The organism is Edaphobacter sp. FHG110511_03 (assembly GCF_059115365.1).
This window is the reverse complement of sequence record NZ_JBZYWL010000002.1, coordinates 129,644-148,016: the sequence shown is the minus strand read 5'-3', so window position 1 is coordinate 148,016 and position 18,373 is coordinate 129,644. Positions and strand designations below refer to the sequence as shown.

11 protein-coding genes and 1 tRNA gene are annotated in these 18,373 nt (G+C 55.2%); 6 read left to right on the top strand and 6 right to left on the bottom strand.

Annotation, left to right across the window (positions count from 1 at the left end):
• Positions 1-160 precede the first annotated feature (160 nt).
• Positions 161-763, bottom strand: coding sequence for a DUF4254 domain-containing protein (locus tag AC5S26_RS10070; protein ID WP_494184763.1), 603 nt, complete (start codon positions 761-763; stop codon positions 161-163).
• Between the two features lie 178 nt (positions 764-941).
• On the opposite strand from AC5S26_RS10070, the gene AC5S26_RS10065 reads away from it, so the two are divergent.
• From AC5S26_RS10065 to rfaD, 3 genes are all read left to right on the top strand, one after another.
• Complete coding sequence (locus AC5S26_RS10065; protein ID WP_494184762.1) at positions 942-1,949, top strand: glycosyltransferase family 9 protein; 1,008 nt, start codon at positions 942-944, stop codon at positions 1,947-1,949.
• Between the two features lie 84 nt (positions 1,950-2,033).
• On the top strand, positions 2,034-3,515 hold the full coding sequence (hldE, locus tag AC5S26_RS10060) for a bifunctional D-glycero-beta-D-manno-heptose-7-phosphate kinase/D-glycero-beta-D-manno-heptose 1-phosphate adenylyltransferase HldE (protein ID WP_494184761.1): 1,482 nt from the start codon (positions 2,034-2,036) through the stop codon (positions 3,513-3,515).
• Entirely contained in the window at positions 3,512-4,492 is a 981-nt protein-coding gene (rfaD, locus tag AC5S26_RS10055; protein ID WP_494184760.1) for an ADP-glyceromanno-heptose 6-epimerase, read from the top strand. Before hldE ends, rfaD begins: the two co-directional genes overlap by 4 nt.
• A gap of 37 nt (positions 4,493-4,529) precedes the next feature.
• Here rfaD and AC5S26_RS10050 read toward each other — a convergent pair.
• Both AC5S26_RS10050 and AC5S26_RS10045 read right to left on the bottom strand, forming a co-directional pair.
• A tRNA-Lys gene (locus tag AC5S26_RS10050) sits at positions 4,530-4,605 on the bottom strand.
• Positions 4,606-4,666: 61 nt separating this feature from the next.
• Positions 4,667-6,304, bottom strand: coding sequence for a hypothetical protein (locus AC5S26_RS10045; protein ID WP_494184759.1), 1,638 nt, complete (start codon positions 6,302-6,304; stop codon positions 4,667-4,669).
• Between the two features lie 237 nt (positions 6,305-6,541).
• Here AC5S26_RS10045 and AC5S26_RS10040 point away from each other — a divergent pair, with 237 nt between their 5' ends.
• Together AC5S26_RS10040 and AC5S26_RS10035 are read left to right on the top strand one after the other, a co-directional pair.
• Complete coding sequence (locus AC5S26_RS10040) at positions 6,542-7,546, top strand: lysylphosphatidylglycerol synthase transmembrane domain-containing protein (RefSeq protein ID WP_494184758.1); 1,005 nt, start codon at positions 6,542-6,544, stop codon at positions 7,544-7,546.
• Between the two features lie 156 nt (positions 7,547-7,702).
• On the top strand, positions 7,703-9,724 hold the full coding sequence (locus tag AC5S26_RS10035; RefSeq protein ID WP_494184757.1) for an arginine--tRNA ligase: 2,022 nt from the start codon (positions 7,703-7,705) through the stop codon (positions 9,722-9,724).
• A gap of 561 nt (positions 9,725-10,285) precedes the next feature.
• Here AC5S26_RS10035 and AC5S26_RS10030 read toward each other — a convergent pair.
• From AC5S26_RS10030 to AC5S26_RS10020, 3 genes are all read right to left on the bottom strand, one after another.
• The gene (locus AC5S26_RS10030; protein WP_494184756.1) at positions 10,286-13,765 is read right to left on the bottom strand and encodes a TonB-dependent receptor domain-containing protein; all 3,480 of its coding nucleotides are present in this window, start codon (positions 13,763-13,765) and stop codon (positions 10,286-10,288) included.
• 545 nt (positions 13,766-14,310) lie between these two features.
• Positions 14,311-15,861 carry an FAD-binding oxidoreductase gene (locus AC5S26_RS10025; protein WP_494184755.1) on the bottom strand — a complete coding sequence of 517 codons (1,551 nt, stop codon included), beginning with the start codon at positions 15,859-15,861 and terminating at the stop codon, positions 14,311-14,313.
• Positions 15,862-16,114: 253 nt separating this feature from the next.
• Complete coding sequence (locus tag AC5S26_RS10020; RefSeq protein WP_494184754.1) at positions 16,115-17,476, bottom strand: APC family permease; 1,362 nt, start codon at positions 17,474-17,476, stop codon at positions 16,115-16,117.
• Positions 17,477-17,677: 201 nt separating this feature from the next.
• Here AC5S26_RS10020 and AC5S26_RS10015 point away from each other — a divergent pair, with 201 nt between their 5' ends.
• Entirely contained in the window at positions 17,678-18,373 is a 696-nt protein-coding gene (locus AC5S26_RS10015; RefSeq protein ID WP_494184753.1) for an L-ribulose-5-phosphate 4-epimerase, read from the top strand.

Here is an 18,373-nt window from a genome sequence, read left to right as displayed (position 1 = left end):
CGTCTTGCCTGTGGGGCGCACTCCTCAGTCTGCTATTGTAGCGGCTAACTGATTTCTATTTATTCCAGTCTCGGATTTATACGCAGCCACAGCCTCGAGGTCAACTACCTGATCGGGTTACCATGCCGTGAGAAGGACTGCTTGCAACTGGCAGAATCTCTCATACCTTGCGTTTATAAATTGCCGGATTCAGGTCCGGGTCGTTATACATCTTCATCTGCCGATAAAGTTTAAAACGTCGGCGACCTTCGGCCAAGTCTTTGAAAAGAGCGTCCAGGGCTCGGGACAAGTCGTCCCGCTGTTCCTCGAGAAAAGCGAGTCGTTCGCGATTACGATCCCGATGCTCCTCTGTCGCGGATTCTCGGATGGATTCTTCGCGGGTATGAAAGATCTTGAGAGCAAGAATAGAAAGACGGTCGATCATCATTCCCGGCGTTTCGGAGTGAAGCGGGGCATCAGGATGTGACCTTACAGCGCCTTCGTAGCTTGCGAGAAGCTTTACGTCGATCTGCTCCACGAGATCGTTGCGGCGTTGGTTCAGGCGATCGATAGAGCGCTTTACGTCTGCGATTTCATGATCCGTTGCCTGGGGATCGCGGGCTTTGTCTTCCTGATGCCAGAGATCGAAGTTGGCTCGGTGTTGCGCACGGATTAGGGAATCGATGTCCTTAAGGTCAGGATCAGGATTCTGTCCAGGGCCCGACCCATGCCAGAATTGCGTGGTCTCGTCGTGTATCTGAGGGATGAAGAAAGCATTAAGCATCTGATAATCCGGAAGTTCCACGGATAGACTTTACCAGTTCGCAGCTCCTGGCTCTTGCAGGGAATGACGAGAACCCGCAGACTAGTAATGAAACATGACCCCAGACTTGACGAGCGAAAATCAGAGTTCCGCCCGCCGCGTGCTTATTTACCGACTTGGCAGTCTTGGAGACACCTTGGTGGCACTCCCCGCGCTGCATCTGGTTGCGCGGAAGTTTCCTAAAGCTGAGCGGCGTATGTTGACGAATCTGCCCGTGAATGCCAAAGCTGCGCCTGTCGCAGCCGTTCTCGAGCACACAGGACTAGTCGACGGTTATTTCAGCTATGGAGTGGGAACACGCAGTCTGGGAAGTCTCGTTCGCCTGTGGTGGACGCTCTTCCGCTGGCGCCCCGATGTTCTTGTCTACCTCGGCTCAGCTCGCGGCGCGGTCTCCGCGCAACGAGACCAGAAGTTTTTTCGATTGTGTGGAATTCGCCAGATTGTAGGCATCCCTGTTACCGAAGCGATGCAGCAGCAGCTATGGAATGATTCAACTCAATCCTTTGAGGCTGAAGCAGCCCGTTTGACCCGCAATATCGCCTCATTGGGCGATGCCCATCTGGAAGACCCCGCGAGCTGGGACCTGCATCTCACGGCCGAGGAGCAGTCTCATGCTGACGAGGCTCTTGGGCCGCTCGCTTCCAGACCATTTGTCGCGGTAAGCGTTGGGACGAAGATACAAGCCAATGATTGGGGCCGCGAGAACTGGCGCGCACTTCTTGGCAGGTTGGCGACGCTCTATCCCGATTATTCCCTCGTTCTCAATGGTGCCCCTGTCGAGAGCGAGACCAGCGAGTTCATCGCGGAAGGATGGCGTCAGGCAGGGGGCGGATCGGTTGTGAATCTCTGCGGTCGCTTGAATCCTCGCGAAAGTGGGGCGGTTTTTCGACGGGCCCGGGTCTTTATCGGCCATGACAGCGGCCCGATGCATCTCGCCGCTGCAGTGCAGACGCCCTGCGTTGGAATCTTCGGGGCACGCAATAAGCCCTATGTATGGTTTCCCTATGGCCGCCAGCATCGTGTGATTTATCACAAGGTCGAATGTTGGGGGTGTGGTTTGGAGACGTGCGTTATCGAGAAGAAGCGTTGCCTTACGTCGATTACGGTTGACGAAGTAGTCGAGCAGGTGCGCTCCATTCTAGGTTGAACGAACGTTTACCTCAATCGTTGTATTCACGCATCTCTCGTACAGAGATGCGATGATGGACAAGAAGGAGTCGACACTTACAGCATGTTGCCGGAACTTCATTCCATTCTGAACCTCCTCGAAGGTGGGTTTTCTCAGCTCAAAATCTTGGTCGTGGGCGATATTATGCTCGATCGGTATATCCATGGAGAAGTGGAGCGTATCTCTCCCGAGGCTCCCGTACCGGTGCTTCGCCACGCCCAGCGTTACGAACGCGCGGGAGGTGCCGCCAACGTAGCCATGAATCTCGCAGGTCTTGGTTGTCAGGCAGTTCTTTCCGGCTTCTGGGGATCCGATACCGAGCAGGGCGAATTGCAGACCATACTTGAACGTGTAGGTGTGGACACGGTAGGAGTCGTTTCAAGCTCGCTGCCAACTATCTCGAAGACTCGGATCGTCGGAAGAACTCAGCAGCTTCTGCGGTTGGACATAGAAAGCCGTGATACTCCGCCCGCGGTGGAGATGGATCGCCTTATCGAGCGCGCAACATCGCTGGTCGACAAGGTCCACGCTGTGGTGCTGTCGGACTACGCCAAGGGAGCACTTTCACGCGAGCTCTGTGAATCCGTGATCCGTGCCGCACGCGAGAAAGGCGTTCCCGTGCTTGCGGATCCCAAGACACCCGATCTCAGCAAATATTCAGGGGCAACGTCGGTCTGTCCTAACCTGGGCGAACTCTCGCTGGCAACGGGGATTCCCTGGCATCAGACCGATGCTTTGCTGAATGCAGGACAGCAGCAGGTTGCCCAGCATGATCTTCAATTCCTCACCGTGACGATGAGCGAGAAGGGAATCGGCGTGTTATGGCCGGAGCGTCGGTATCACTCTCCGGCGCGTGCGCGAGAGGTCTTCGATGTCTCAGGCGCAGGCGACACCGTGATCGCCACGATCGCTGCAAGTCTTGCTGGTGGCCTCAAGGTCGAGACCGCCATCGACCTTGCCAACCTGGCCGCGGGAATTGTCGTCGGCAAAATGGGTACGGTTCCGATTGCGCAACATGAACTGATTGCGGCACTGACGCCGAGCACGAATCTTACCGCTGGCGACAAGATTCTGGATCGCGACCGTGTGTCCAGGCGTGTTGCGGAATGGCGCGCCTCAGGTGAGACGATCGTCTTCACCAATGGCTGTTTCGATCTGCTTCACGTCGGCCATATAACCCTGCTTGAAGACTGCCGCCGTTTCGGCACGAAGCTGGTGCTCGGGCTCAATGCGGATGCCTCCGTCTGCCGCCTCAAGGGCCCTACACGTCCTATCGTAGGTGAACGGGAGCGCGCGAGAGTTATGGCAGCTCTCGCATCAGTCGATGCTGTAGTCCTTTTTGAGGAGGACACTCCCCTCGAGCTCATTCGTGCCCTTCAGCCCAATGTGCTGGTCAAGGGAGGCGATTATACGATTGAAACTGTCGTGGGCCACGAAGAGGTTCTTGCCTTCGGGGGGCGGGTGGAGATCGTCCCCACGGTCGAAGGGTTCTCAACTACGAACATTGTCAGAAAATTGATCGCAACACAGGAGAAGGAAAATTGATTATCGTCACCGGCGGCGCAGGGTTTATCGGAAGCAATCTTGTCCACGAGCTCAATCGGGCCGGCCATAAGGACATTCTTGTCGTCGACAACCTAGCCCCTGCCCCAAATCTGAGTGGCCCGAAATTCCTCAACCTTGAAGGCGCAGAGTTCGCCGATTTCATGGATAAGAGGGAGTTTCGTGAAGCCGTAAAGTCAGGGGCGATCGACGGTGCGAAGGTTCGCGCGATTCTCCATCAGGGCGCCTGCTCGAATACGCTTGAAGACGATGGCCATTACATGATGGACAACAACTTCACATACTCGAAGGAGCTTCTTCACTTTGCACTCGAGCACAAGATTCCCTTTGTCTATGCTTCGACTGCCGCCGTCTATGGAGCCAGCACCAGCTTTACCGAGATTCCTGCGAATGAGAGACCTCTGAATGTGTACGGTTACTCCAAGCTGGTCTTTGACAATTACGTTCGCCGGCTTATGCCCGAGATCAAGAGTACCGTGGTTGGACTTCGATACTTCAACGTTTATGGCCAACGCGAACAGCACAAGGGCCGTATGGCAAGCGTGATGCATCACTTTACGAAGCAGCTCAAAGACACCGGCACCATTCGCATGTTCGAAGGCTCTGGGGGGTATGTCGATGGAGAGCAGCGTCGCGACTTTGTCTTTGTAGCCGACCTTGCGCGCATCAATATGTTTTTTTCGGGTCTTTTGCCAGACGGGAGTACCCCTGTAGACGTGCGGGCAGTCGTAAATGCCGGTACTGGCGAAGCCCGCACCTTCAAGGCGGTTGCAGAAGCTCTTATGCGCGTCCACGGACCAGCCAAGATCGAATACATCCCATTTCCAGGGGATCTGAAGAATCGGTACCAGCACTTTACCGAGGCCGACGTTCTGGGGCTCCGGGCGGCGGGCTACAGCGATCCCTTCACTACGCTCGAGCAGGGAGTTGAGCAGACGTTTGCGTCTTCTCAATCGTGACGATGAGAAATTCTAAATAGCAGCTTGATGGAGGAAATGGTGAGAGCGCTGGGGCTCGAACCCAGGACCAACGCCTTAAAAGGGCGATGCTCTACCAACTGAGCTACGCTCTCAAACCACATATTCAAGTTAGCACATTTATCCGTGCAAATGGCTTGATGCCGGAGGCAGGATTTACCGACTTGCTTCAAGATACGGCGACGAAGTGTGAGAATTTCCCGTCGGCAAATGGCATACCTTCACTGCGCTATTTGCGTAGTCACATGGAAACGATGTAACCGCGCCTCGTGCGAGCACCATCCAATTCACCCCTGCCGGTCGTAGGGAAGCAATCCTTTCCCTGTCGCTGCGTTCGCTTAGTTTTGTTTGGAGTGCCTGCCCAATCTTCCAGTCTTCCGTGAGTGAGGGCGTAATAGCTGCTTCGCCTCCATCTTTTGAATAATCTGGCAGGGCGCTGCGCTCAGCGATTGCACGGAAGCACTGCGCATCTTCGCCTGGCTTGGTAATGTAATCTGCATCAAGGGCAAACAAGGCGTCTTTGGGAGTGTTGGCGCGTATCCACTCGAAAGCCTGAACCCATGAGTTGCTCTGCCGTTCTGAAGGCAATTCAATATGGGCAGAATCGGGAAACGTCTTGCGTTCGGCCATGAACATGATTGTCGCCAGTACCGCAAACGTTGCGCCCCACCACACCTTCCGGCTTCCCAGCCATGTGGCGAGTTGTGCTCCGACGAACAGGATCATAACGATGTAGATTGTCTGAAAGACCCGCAACGGCTGCAGGCGCGCTACAAGCAGATTCGTTGCTCCTGGCCTTGCAAAGATGAGCGCTACACACACCGCTGCGGTACCGGCTGCGATGCACATTCGAGCTAAAACAACTTTCGCACTCCCGTTCTTCCATCTCTGACGGGTGAAGGCGGCGAAGACTAGAATCCCCAGGGGTCCTGCCAAACCCATCCATTCATACCAGTGCCACCGGCTAAGAAACCAGTAGTAGCGCGACATGGCGACCTGTCTATAGTCGCTGCTCTCTGGCTGCCCCACCTTCTGTAGGATCGCAGCGACTGTAATTGCAGAGATGCAGAGCGCCATTGCTGCAATGAGCCAGTTTCTTCGGCGGCTCGTCATGGCAGTCCCCATAGCCACGATGTAGCCGAAGCCATACGCAGCCATCAACGGGTGCATTAAGCCCGCAAGAAATAATATGAGGCTCATCTTTACCAGAGCCCATCGGTCCGGCTCGCCCATCCGCTGCCAGTGCAAAAGAAAATCGAGTGCAAAAACGAGAGCCAGCATAATGCAGGGCGTCGAAATGCTTCGTGCCGTTACATAAGGATCCATCAGCATCAGAGATGTTCCGGCGATCGGCATGGTGAACCAGGTCGCCAGCAGGGCAACAGCGCCCAGGCGTGCTTTGCCTTGAAAGCATCGCTCCGCCAGTAACCACCCCGCCCACAATGTCATCCAGATGCTGGCAACATAGATCAGCAACAGTACGATTTCCAGCCTTACGCCGGTTATCCGTATCACGGATGCCACAGCGGGAGCGAAGATAGAAAAGCGAAGATGTCCCAGGACAAATCCTGATTCGCGCGGATACATCGCTGGCTCTAACACCCGTTTAATGCCCGCTAGATAGAGCCCACCGTCTTCGGCAAAGGGATGATATCCGTGCACGAGAAGTGCGAGCAGTGTTAGCGCCGTCACCCCATAAAACGCAGATCTGCGTTCCTGCCGCCGCACCTGTGGACCAGTACCATGGGCCTCAGTGCGAGCAGGATTGAGAAGCGAAACCACCGAAGTTGCCAAGTATTGAATACTCCAGGCCTTGATCTTCTTTGCTGAGGTCCATTGCAGGGACTCTCGCCTGCCTACAAAAATCTGACTTCGTCTTTAGAGCACTGTTGTTAAGCGCAATGCTGATAAGACGTATTTATCATCGTTCTGGTCTACTCGATTGGAAAGAATAGTGACGTTACAATAAGAAAGTTTCTATTTTCATTCTGCAGGAGCCGAGGAGACAATTCGTTTACTTTGCAAACCTCGATGACTCAGACGCGCTCTCGTAACCTCTTCAAAACAATCCCCGGCTTTCTCGTCAGCGCTTTTTTCCTCTGGTATACCTTTCGCGGAATTCATCCGTCTGAATTTCGTGCTCTTAGTTTTGCTTACCCAATGTGGATATTGGGCGTTCTGGGGTTTACTTTGGCTGGTTACACCTTGCGGTGTGTCCGCTGGACCCGCATGATGCAATCCACGGGCGCCAGCTTTGGTACCTGTGCGCGAGTTCTCATGACCTCGCTTGCTGCCAACAACATCATGCCATTACGCATCGGCGACATTATGCGTATCTTCACCTACGCACCCGATTTACGCGCTGCACCCTCGGCCATCTTCAGTACCGTCATCCTGGAAAAATTGCTGGATGTCTTCGTCGTGGGACTGATCTTTGTTCGAACCATGGGTGCTGATCTTCCAGTTAAAATTCGCCACGGCGCCGACGCCGCAGTCATCATTTCAACAGTCGGACTTCTTGTGCTCGTCTTTGGAGCGGGCAAGCTTGAGGCTCCGGTGCGCAAGCTCTTCTCAAGGCTTCCACAAAATAAGCTTGTCCAGAAGATCGAACATTGGCTGCTTCTGGCCATCGGCACACTGCGGCAGATGGGCATCACTGGAAATATCGTTCTCCTCCTGCAGAGTATTGCTATCTGGTTCTGCGAGGGTATGATTTTTGTCTCCGCGCTCCATCTTGTCGGCCTCAAAATAGATCGCCTGGCGCCATGGGAAGCAGTTTCCTTTGCGAATCTCTCTTATATGCTGCCTAGTTCTCCTGGTGCGATCGGACCCTTTGAGTGGGCTGTCAAAACCTCCCTCGTCAGTCATAGAGCTCCGCAGGCTCTATCCGCCGTCTTCGGACTTGCTATTCACGTCTGGATGCTCGTCTCCGTGACTGGGGCCGGTGGATTGATCTTTCTTCTTCATCGCATCCGCATGCATAAACACACGCCACTGCTTGAAGAGATCGAAACTCTTCCTACGGAACTTCCTTAGCAGAACCCGGGTATCTTCGCTTTGTCGCGCTGAGAATCAGTAAATTGTAACTTTTCTCGTACTTCGGCTTTTGGCGCATCCAGCGACAACATCGGTTTCAGGCCATCGCGTAACGTAAACTGAAGCAAAGTCAACTACAGTGGCGGTTCCAAAAGCATGTATCGCATCGTTCAACAATCTCTGTTGGCCCGCATTCAGGCCATCCTGGCTCAGAAGTACGATATTACCCTTACGAATCTGGTGGTTGAACAGCCTCCCTCGATTGCCTTTGGCGAATTGGCGCTTCCGGTGGCATTCGAACTCGCCAAGCGTCTCCGCAAGGCCCCGCGTGCGATCGCCACGGAACTGGCTGCGGAACTCTCAGCCTCGCTTCCTGAAGGCGTCAGCTCGATTGAGGTTGCAGGCGCAGGTTACCTCAATGTTCGCCTTGGCCGTGCCAGTGTTGCTCGTGATATCGCCCGGGATCAACATGCAGACATCGGGGGCCCCGGTTTCCGCCTGATCGAACACACCAGCATCAATCCGAACAAGGCAGCGCACATCGGCCACCTCCGCAATGCCATTCTTGGAGATACGTTTCAGCGCCTTCTCCGTTCGGATAGCTATAAGAGTGGATACGAAGTAGGCGTTCAAAACTATATCGATAACACGGGCGTCCAGGTTGCGGACGTAGTGGTCGGTCTTATGCACCTTGAGCGTCTGGATCTTGCGGCTACTCGCAACCTGCTGTCTGATCTCGCCACAAGAAATGAGCGCATCGATTTTTATTGCTGGGACCTCTATGCCCGCGTCTCCCAGTGGTACACCGCCGATGCGGATCAGGCCGCTGCGCGCAAACAGCTGCGTCTCGAGACGCTCCATGCGATCGAGCATGGCGGCAATGAGATTGCCGAGGTGGCTGACCTTATCGCAACTGCCGTCCTTCGCCGTCATCTCGAGACGATGGAGCGACTGTCTATCGAATACGACTTCCTCCCGCGAGAGAGCGAGATTCTCCATCTTCATTTCTGGGATGCTGCTCGACAGCTCATGATTGACAAGGGCGTTCTTTACTTCGAGACCGGAGGAAAGAATAAGGGCTGCTGGGTCATGCGTCGCGCTCCTGTCAACGGAGCCGCTGAGACCGCTCAGGAGGAGGGAAGCGACGGTCCGGATGAGGATGCCAAGGTGATCGTGCGTTCCAATGGAACGGTCACTTACGTCGGCAAGGACATCGCTTATCATTTGTGGAAATTTGGTCTCTTGCCGGGCAAGGACTTCGGCTACAGAAGATTTCACGAATATCCGACGCATACCTGCTGGATTTCGACCGACGGCGAGAGCGAGGGGGATCATCCGGCCTTCGGCCGCGCTGATGCCATCTACAACGTCATCGATTCGCGGCAGAACGATCCTCAGACGCAGGTGGTGCAGGCGTTGCGCGGTATGGGCTTCACCGAGGAGGCCGATCGGTACACGCACTTCTCTTACGAAATGGTAGCGTTGACACCGCGCTGCGCTCTTGACCTCGGCTATACCGTCAGCGAGGAAGATCAGAAGCGCGCTTACATCGAGGTCAGCGGACGCAAGGGCTTCGGCGTGAAGGCCGATGATCTTCTCGATCAGCTCATCACAGCGGCTCGTGCCGAGGTCGATGCGCGTCATCCTGATCTTCCGGAGACAGAACGCGACACGATCGCACGCCAGATTGGTGTGGGAGCGCTGCGGTTTTTCATGCTGCGGTACACACGCAATACCGTGATCGCGTTCGACTTCAAGGATGCGCTCAGCTTCGAAGGCGAGACCGGGCCTTACGTTCAGTACGCCATCGTTCGGGCAGCGAATATCTTTCGCAAGGCCGGGACGACGGCTGAGGCCGCGCTGGCGGAGTTTGCCTCGCTCGACCTGGGTGGCCTGCTCGATAGCGAGGAGGGAACGACGGTCTGGGAGACGTGGCTGCTGGCCTCGAAGCTCACGCTGATGATCGAGCAGTGCATCGCGACCTCGGAGCCTGCTTACCTCGCACGATATGCCTTTCAGCTCGCCCAGCAGTTCAACAACTTCTATCACCGTCACCACATCCTGAACGAGACGGACCCGGTCAAGCGCGGCTTGTATCTGGCAACCGCCGCGGTGGCACAACGGGAGATGGTTCGGGCGCTTGGATATCTCGGCATCGAGGCACCGGAGCGGATGTAAGAGCCGGGGAGGAGAGTGGACTCGCGGCCCCTCCCCCCGTACTATTTTGTGCAAAATCTTGGAAAAGCAGGAGATAGGGGTGGACTTCCTGTTTCTTCCGTTCCCGAGACAGGTTTTCTCTCTCCGTCTATCAAAGCCGTGTTTTGCAGCAGTTCGAATGCGCTCAAGACACGCTCTGCGGGGCAAGTTTTCAAACTGAGGTTCCTAATATTTTTAGGAGAGTTTTCCTGTTTCTATTTTAACGAAACGGATGAAACTGGTCGGCACTTAGATGCGTTTTGTTTTCTTCAGTTTACGGGTTTCCGGTCTTGACAAGTCTGAAACGCTATACCCGATTGCTTACACATGCTGCGATGAGCTGGGTCAATGAATGGGGCACCCGCGCCGTCTCGGTCGAAGGGGCGATTTGGGGAGCCGCGATACAAGGTATCGGATTTCGAGACTGCAAATGGAATGGATGGAATCCGCTCGTAGCGGCAAGCCACGATACTGCAATTTTGTAGATTGATGTGCAAAAAAAATCCGGCCCGGATTTTAGTCCGGGCCGGATTACGGTTGAGACTAGAACGTGTATTGAGCCGATAGCTGCAGCAGGCGCGGTCCTGAGCGAGCGGTGGTAATTTGACCGAAGGTGGCGTTCTGTGCCGTTCGGTCCGGATTACCGTAGCTTGCGATGTTGAATACATTGGAAGCATCCACATGGAAGCTGATCTTCTGCGTCTCAGTGATGGAGAAATCCTTGAACGCGGAAGCGTCGAACTGACGGAATCCGGGTACCCGTTCCGTTCCAGGATGCTGAGGGCTGATCGTGCCATTTGCCGGTTGAATGTAAGCGCAGCTTCCGTTGTCCACTACGTTGACTGTACCTGGAATAAAGGTTGAGCAGGGCGTAGCGGACGCATCGGTTCCAAACCAGTGCTGTACGTTACGTCCCTTGAGGGAGAGCGGACGTGCTTTGATCATGCGTTGCTGCTGCGATCCAACACCGGAGTTATTGTTGTTGCTGACGATGGTGGTTGGGAACCCAGTGTAGGCGAAGCCGGTAACAGCTACTTTCCAGCCGCCCGCGATTTCATCCACAAAACGGTTCATCTGATTGCCAAACTGCTTTCCGCGTCCGAAAGGCAGCTCGTAAGTCATATTGAAGTTGAGGTTGTGTCGAGCATCGGTACCAGCCGGGCCATACTCCAGAGAGTTGTTCCGTGGATTTGCCGCATAGGCACTGTTGTTGCTGACGGTGTTTACACCGAAGAAGCCAATGCTGTTCGTCATCGACTTGCTAAGGGTGTAGTTTGCGGTGAACTGCAGACCGTGGTTGAGGCGTTGCCGGAAGGTAGCCTGCATCGCGTTGTAATTCATCATGCCACTGGAAGCGGTGGTGCGTACCGATCCGCTTTGACCCACTACCTGGTAGTACGGTGCCTTGTTGATGGCAAAGCATTGTGCGCTGTTGTAGGCAAAGACTCCGCCTGTGCCGTTGAAGCAAGGACCGAAGAGTTGGTTGTCCCAGCGTGCCTGGATCAGGTGATACGCATACTCACCAACATATCCAACCTGGAATGAGGCGGTATTGCTCACCTGATATTCGAGCGTCAGGCTTTCTTCCTGTACCGTAGAAGGCTTCAGATTAGGCACCCATGCACGATAGATCTGGCCACAGGATGGAGTCGTTGTGTAGGCGCAAGTCGTACTGTTGCCAAGAAATGCTGTTTCGGCAGTCACGCTCGTTCCAGCATTTCCGGCTGAAGGCGCCGATGACGTGTAGCTCAGCGAGGTCTGGAATGGCGGGTTGATCGTCAGTCGCAGATTCGCTCCGGTACCTTCCAGATAGGTTGTCATACCAAAGCCGCCACGAACGACCAACCGTGGTGTTGGGCTGTATGCGAAGCCGATGCGTGGCATAAGGTTCGTCCACACATTGTTGTAAAGCGCACGGCTGTTGCCGTTTTGTCCGGCGATCTGCGTCGCTCCTGTCTGGAGGTTGAGGTTTGCCTGTTTGTTGTTGACTTCATAGATCGGCTGATCCCACTCCCAACGCAGGCCGAGATTGAGTGTCAGGTTCGGAAGAATCTTCCAGTCGTCCTGGACAAAGAGCGCATCACGCCACTGGCGTTGTCCGGTATGACCAACCAAAGTACCGCGACCGGCATAGGAGACACGATCAAGATAGAAGTCCGCCAGGTTATAGCCGGTTGCAGCAGCGCTGCTAATGGCACCTGCGGTTGCCGCGGTAAAGTTGCCGTTGTATTGCAACTGTCCTTGCGCGCCGTCGTTACCGGTGTAGATGCTATTTTGCTGGTAGCGGATAAACTGTGCACCCATCTTGATAACGTGCCGGCCCTTCTGCATTGTGAGGTTGTCAGCGTAGGTGTAGTTGTTCATGATGTTATCGGAGTAGAGGGCCTGGGTTCCGATGTTCGCATTTGCGGCTGTGGCACCGCCGTCTACTCCGGTTCCTAATGCGAAAGCCTGGGTTGTGAATCCTTGCGTGATGGTACCGCCGCCGATCCCAACCGTATCGTTACCGTTGGCTCCGAATACGCCAGTTGTGTCGCTGGGATTTCCCTGGTGCCAGACCGTACGGAAGAAGCCCAGACGGAATTCATTCTGAATGTTAGGCGAAAAGGTGTGAACGAGTTGGTATGCCACGCCCTTAGTGGGATAGGTTGACGCAATGGGGAAGGTAATTGCGAGAGGGTTGGTGTTTGTGTCGCCCGCCGTGCTCTGACTGTAGCGAACGAACATCATGTCCTTCGTACCCAGGTGGTAGTCGACCTTGACGTCGAACTGGTCGTTAAAGATGCGCTTCTTCGAAACCCCGAGGTAGTTGTTTGCGATGGGAGAGCCGGCAGTGGGTGATTTTGTGGGTAGAGGATATAACTCAGGATGTTGAAAGAGGTAGCGTGCCACGGGGTTGACTGCGGTTGCAGGAAGCCTGTTCCCGGCATACGCTGGTGAACCCGCGGTGAGCGAATCGTAAAGTTGAACCGGCTTGCCAGCCATGATGTTGGTATCAAGAAGCTCAGAGAAATCTCCGGCCCGCATCTTTTGCGTCAGTACAGATGCAGTCGCTGAGCCGCCCTGGTGATAACGGTTGCCTGAGTAGTCGACGAAGAAGAACAGCTTGTCGTGGAGGAGCGGCCCCCCGAACGACCCCCCGAAGATGTTGCTGGTGGAACTTTGCTTTGGCACACGGTTGCGATTGTTCGCCCAGGTATTCGCATTGAGGTTGTAGTTCGAGACATAGTAGAAGGCGCTGCCATGGAAAGTGTTTGTGCCGCTTTTGGTCAGCGCGATGACATCACCGCCATTGACATTCCCATATTCAGCTTGCGCATTGGCTGAGATCACACGAACCTGGGCAAGGGCGTCCGGGCTGGGGTTGTACCCGACCGTGTTGTTGATGGTTTCATTGATTTCAATGCCATCGAGGAGGAAATTATTTGACTGCTGGCGATTGCCGTTGACTGAAACTTGTCCGCCTCCACTAATGTTGCGCTCCAGAGCATTCGCATCCGTGAAGGCTGTAGGGTTTGTCACTACCGCACCAGGTGTGAAGACCGTTAGACTGGAAAAATTTCTTCCAACCATCGGCACATTATTGATAGCGGTCGAGTCAAGAGTAAGGCCAAGTTCTCCGTTCTCTGTATTGATCAACGGAGCGATTTCGGCGTTTACCGAGACCTTCTGCTGCTCCCCGGCGAGACTGAGTTTGGCATCGATTTTCGCGTTCTGGCCGGTTTCGAGGGCAAAAGGGCCATAGGTCGAGGTCGCGAATCCTGGTGTATCGATGGTGACCTTATAGGTACCGATCTGCAGGAATCGGATGTTATAGACGCCGTCGCTGTTAGTCGTGGTTTCAGTGGCAATGCCGGTTTCGGTGTTGGTTGCTGTGACCTTTGCATTGGGAATTACGGCGCCTGAGGGATCGGTGACCGTTCCGTTGACGCTTCCTGTGATGGTCTGGGCTCTGGATACTACGCAACATACAACCAGGAGAATGACGGACAGGATATGTAGGATGATGGGTTTTCGTTGCATCTGTGTCTCCTCGGAAAATTTTCGTGCTTCGTGGTGTTTGCTCTACGGCTGCGCGTCGGGGCTTTGGCTCCCTGACTTTTTATTTGTGTGTCTTCGACCGTGAGATCCTGATTACCGGCTCTGGAGACGTAGTCTGTATCGCTCCAGTGACAGTCTGACTTGGTGAAAGGTCCTCCTTTACAAGTGGCGATGTGCCAAGGACCCTCGACGGCGTTTGTCGAGGAGGATCTCCGGCTGATTTAAGCGAAGACGAATTGTGAGCCCTGTGGCGATGGGATGTCCATCGAAAACGTATGCCCTCCGAGAGGGGGTAGCGGGGGCGGTTACCCGGGTTTGTCAGCGTCGGAGAAGCAAGAGGGGAGTTGGGTGACCACTTCACCGAGGCCGGAGGGATTCGATGCTGCGGTATGAACGCAGCGACTGGCAGGTCGTGTAGTTGTCTGTACAACGCTGCATTCAAAGGTGTGACCAAAGAAGCCTCCGCGCTGAACGTCTGAATCTAAGACCGTGTTGCCAGTTCCTTGAATCAAACCCGTGCCGATCCGCTAAGCGCGGACCGACATGGAATGGTGAAAGATATTGTTTGGATCGTATTGGTGCTTGACCTTCTGGAGGAACGGATAAAGTCCCTGGTCGCCGTAGTAGAGCTGGGGCCAGAAAGGATAGGCGAGCATGTCTACATCCGGGTAGTTGATGTAGCAGCCTTCGTATTGCTGGTTGGGATAAGGAGTCCCTTTGTACGGTGCCTCGACGTCGGGACCAGAGTAGAGATCGGTGAAGAAATCATGCATCCAGCGCAGCCGTCCGGCGTCGTCTGCCGGATTCTCCCAGTAGGTCTGGAACTGCAGCTTCATCACGGAGGCACGCTGCGGAATTGAGGTCTCGTTGGCGAGCTCGGGGCGGTTGATGGCTCCGCCGTAGGAGTCGACGGCAAGGATGCCGCTCAACTTGACGCCGGGAATCTCGCGATGAAGATGCTTGTAAATAGTGCGGGCTTCTGCCGAGGTGAATGTGCGCTTCATGTAGCTGGATTTGTACTTTGCGCGCGTGCCACCGCCTACGCCACCGTGCACGGTGACGTCGTACCAGGAGGCGCGTTCGATATTGTGCGGCCCGGAGCAGGGGAGCGGTGTGCCGTCAGGCTTTGTCAGGATGACCGCCTTGCCTGCCTTGGCGGTGTGGCGAGAGTCCATGGTCTGGGGTTCGGCAGCGACGGGCTTGCAGGGCTGGAAGAGGTCGATGAACTCGTTGAGAACGGTGAGGTCGTCGCAGGTTCCGTCGGGATTGCAGAACTGGGCGGAGATACCGACACGGCCGGAAGAACGGTGAGGCAGACCGAGGAAGGTAAATAGACCCCAGGTGTCGGGATCTTTGCCGCGGGTCTCATGATAGTGGCTGTAGGTTGTCAGGATGGCCTCGAAGCGCTCGGGCGTCATGTCCTCCCAGGGAAAGGACATGCTGACGTTGGCGACTTCCTTCGGGGCCTGCGGCATCTTGTCGAAGTAGTAGGCGGTGATGACTCCGAAGTTGTTGCCGCCGGCTCCGCGACAGGCACGGAAGAGATCCGGCTCATGGTCGCGATCGACTCGCCGGGGAACGACTTTGCCGGAGGCATCGACAGTGAGGATATCGACAGCGGACAGCCAGTCGATGGTCAGACCATGAAGACGGCTAAGGACGCCGTAGCCACCACCGGAGATGTGTCCACCGGCACCGACGCCATAACAGGATCCTCCCGGCAGGGTGACGCCGTATTCCTTGTAGAGGCGGGTGTATGCGTCGCCGAGACGCGTCCCGGGGCCAATTTTGTAGGTGTGGCCGCTGCCGGAGGCATCCATGCCATTGAGCAGGCTTACGTCGAGGAGAACTCCGCCAGGGTTGTTGCAGACGAAGTCTTCGTAGCAGTGACCACCAGAGCGAATTGTGGGACGAAGGCCGGCGCTCACGGTCTTCTGAAGCGCTTCGGCAACATCATCTGGAGTTTGACAGATCTCGATGCGCCCGACGGAATCCGCTTCGGAGGCTGGCCAACGCAGATTGTGGCTCTTCCTCAGAGTCTGAAAACGGGGATCCTGTCGTGAAACGGTGGCCAACATACTGCTCCTTGCATAGGTTCGGGTTTACGTAACAATACCGGCATAGACCGGAGCCGCTGTCCCTGTAAGAAAGAAAAGGTGAATGAATGCAGAGTTCCAGAGTGAATCGCAGCGAAGAAAAACAATTGTTCCAGCTACGTTACAAGTTCTTGAGTGGATTGATTTCATTACAGTGTCATAAAGATGTCAATCGGTCATATGTCCTATCTTATGATTGAGAGACGCAATCCATGCCAAAAGGACAACCGGTTGTCTAAGCAGACAGTCGTCGTTTTCGAGAGATCTTTGCGATGACATAAAGAGGCAGGCCCGCAGCAGCAATGATCAGCGCGAATGTCAGCGCAGGCATTCCGACAACGGTCTCCGAGCGCGATACATACAGCGCGTAGAAGATGAGCGCAGCGGGACTGATCCCCAGGACAATTGGAACCCAGTCGGGGCCCGGAATTCGAAAAGGGCGGGGCAGATGCGGCTCATTTCTTCGGAGCAGAATCAGAGCGACAAACTCGAGGATCATCGATAGGCCCCAGAGGACCAGGTCTATAGTGATCAGGCGTTCGAAGGAGAAGCCGAGCGCGAGTGCCCAGCAGATGCCGCAGGCAATCACCGAGACCCAGGGAGATCCGTTTTTCAGTTTCCGGGTAAATACGGATGGAAGAAAGCCGTCCTCCGCCAGTGCATGCGGCAGCCGAGTGTAGGAAAGCGTGAGATTGCTGAAGGTGCCGAAGTCATCCATCGAACCAGCGAGCACCACAGCGATCGCCAATGCCGGGCCACCGAGAATATGAGCTGCATCGACCCAGGCTCCGGTTGAGAATCTTTCCGCGGGAATTCCAGCCCACGCCACCGCCGCAATCGGGATGATATAGGTCAGCATCACCATAATCACGGCCATCAGAATGACACGCGGATAATTGCGCTGGGGATTTTCTACCTCGTTCGCGATCGTTGTGGCATTGTCCCAGCCCATATAGTTCCACATCGCCACCAGAATCGCCGTTGAGATGCCTTTGTTGGCTGGAGCTGCAAGAGAAGCGTGTCCTCCAAAGGGGTGGTTTGCTATCTGAAACCCGGCAAAGATTGCGGCTCCGACAAGAATCAGAAACGGAGAGATCGACAAGAGCCAAAGCCGCACAGAGCTTTCGCCTACCGCGGCGGCTCCGCGCAGATTCCATAAAACCGCTGCGGTTACGACGGCGAGTTCCAAAGCAATCGCTCGATGCCCGCGAGTCAGTGCGGGGGCGATGTGCTCGAGATACAAGACAAACGTTGTGGGGTAGATGGCCATGTCGAAGACCGATGCCGCAAGGGAGAGCCATGCCTCTTGAAATCCCCAGAAGGGGCCCATTGCTCGCCGCACCCAGGCATAGAAACCTCCCTCGTCTGGCACAGCCGAGGCCAATTCGCCGAGCATCAGTGCCGTCGGAAAGCTCCAGAAGAAGGGAAGCAGGAAGAGCAGAAGCAGAGCGTGCCCGTATCCGCCAAAGCCGATGATGTCTTCGATGTCATAGGGTCCGCCGGAGACCATGAAGTAGGTCGCGGCGAGCAGGGGGAGCAGACGAAGCTTTCGTACGCTGGCGCCCGATACGCCTGTCACTGACTTTGTGCTGGGCATAGATAGTTTGGAATCTATCCTAAACGGGTCTGTTCCCGAAGATTTCGTCCACCCAAGTGATTCGCAGTGACGATCTTGATCTCTATAATTTGTCGTCGGTTGATTTCAGTGGAAAAATTGAAGGGGCATCTCCGCTTACAGGGATAAGTGGAGCATCCTGGAGAAAACGTTTCCGCGGTAAGATTTGCAAAAGGACAAAGCATGCTCGAGCAATTGAAAGAAGCCACACTGGAGGCCAACCTGGAGCTGGTTCGCCGCGGCCTGGTTCTATATACCTTTGGCAACGCCAGTGGAATAAACCGCGACGAAGGGCTGGTGGTGATCAAGCCAAGTGGCGTGGATTACGATGCGCTCAAGCCCAAGCATATGGTGGTAACCGATCTCTCCGGAAAGATCGTGGAGGGCACACTGAATCCCTCGAGCGATCTCAAGACCCACCTGGAACTCTATAAAGCCTTTCCTGCTATCGGTGCGGTCGTTCATACACACAGCGAAAACGCAACCGCCTGGGCGCAGGCGGGACGCGAGATTCCTGCCCTCGGCACCACGCATGCGGACTACTTTCATGGTCCGGTGCCGTGCACGCGCGAGCTTACCGACGAGGAGATCAACGGAGACTATGTGCTGAATACGGGCAAGGCGATCATCGAGCGATTTGCCGGGATCGATCCGCTCGCAGTTCCGGCCGTGCTGGTCGCGGGACATGCGCCGTTTGCCTGGGGCAAGGATCCGCACCATGCGGCACACAACGCAGTGGTATTAGAGGCTGTGGCGAAGATGGCGTTTATGACGGTTCTGCTGAACTCGCAATGTGGGGTATCGCAGACGTTGCTTGACCGTCACTACTTCCGCAAGCATGGCGCGAAGGCGACGTATGGACAGAGCAGTCTAGTTTAA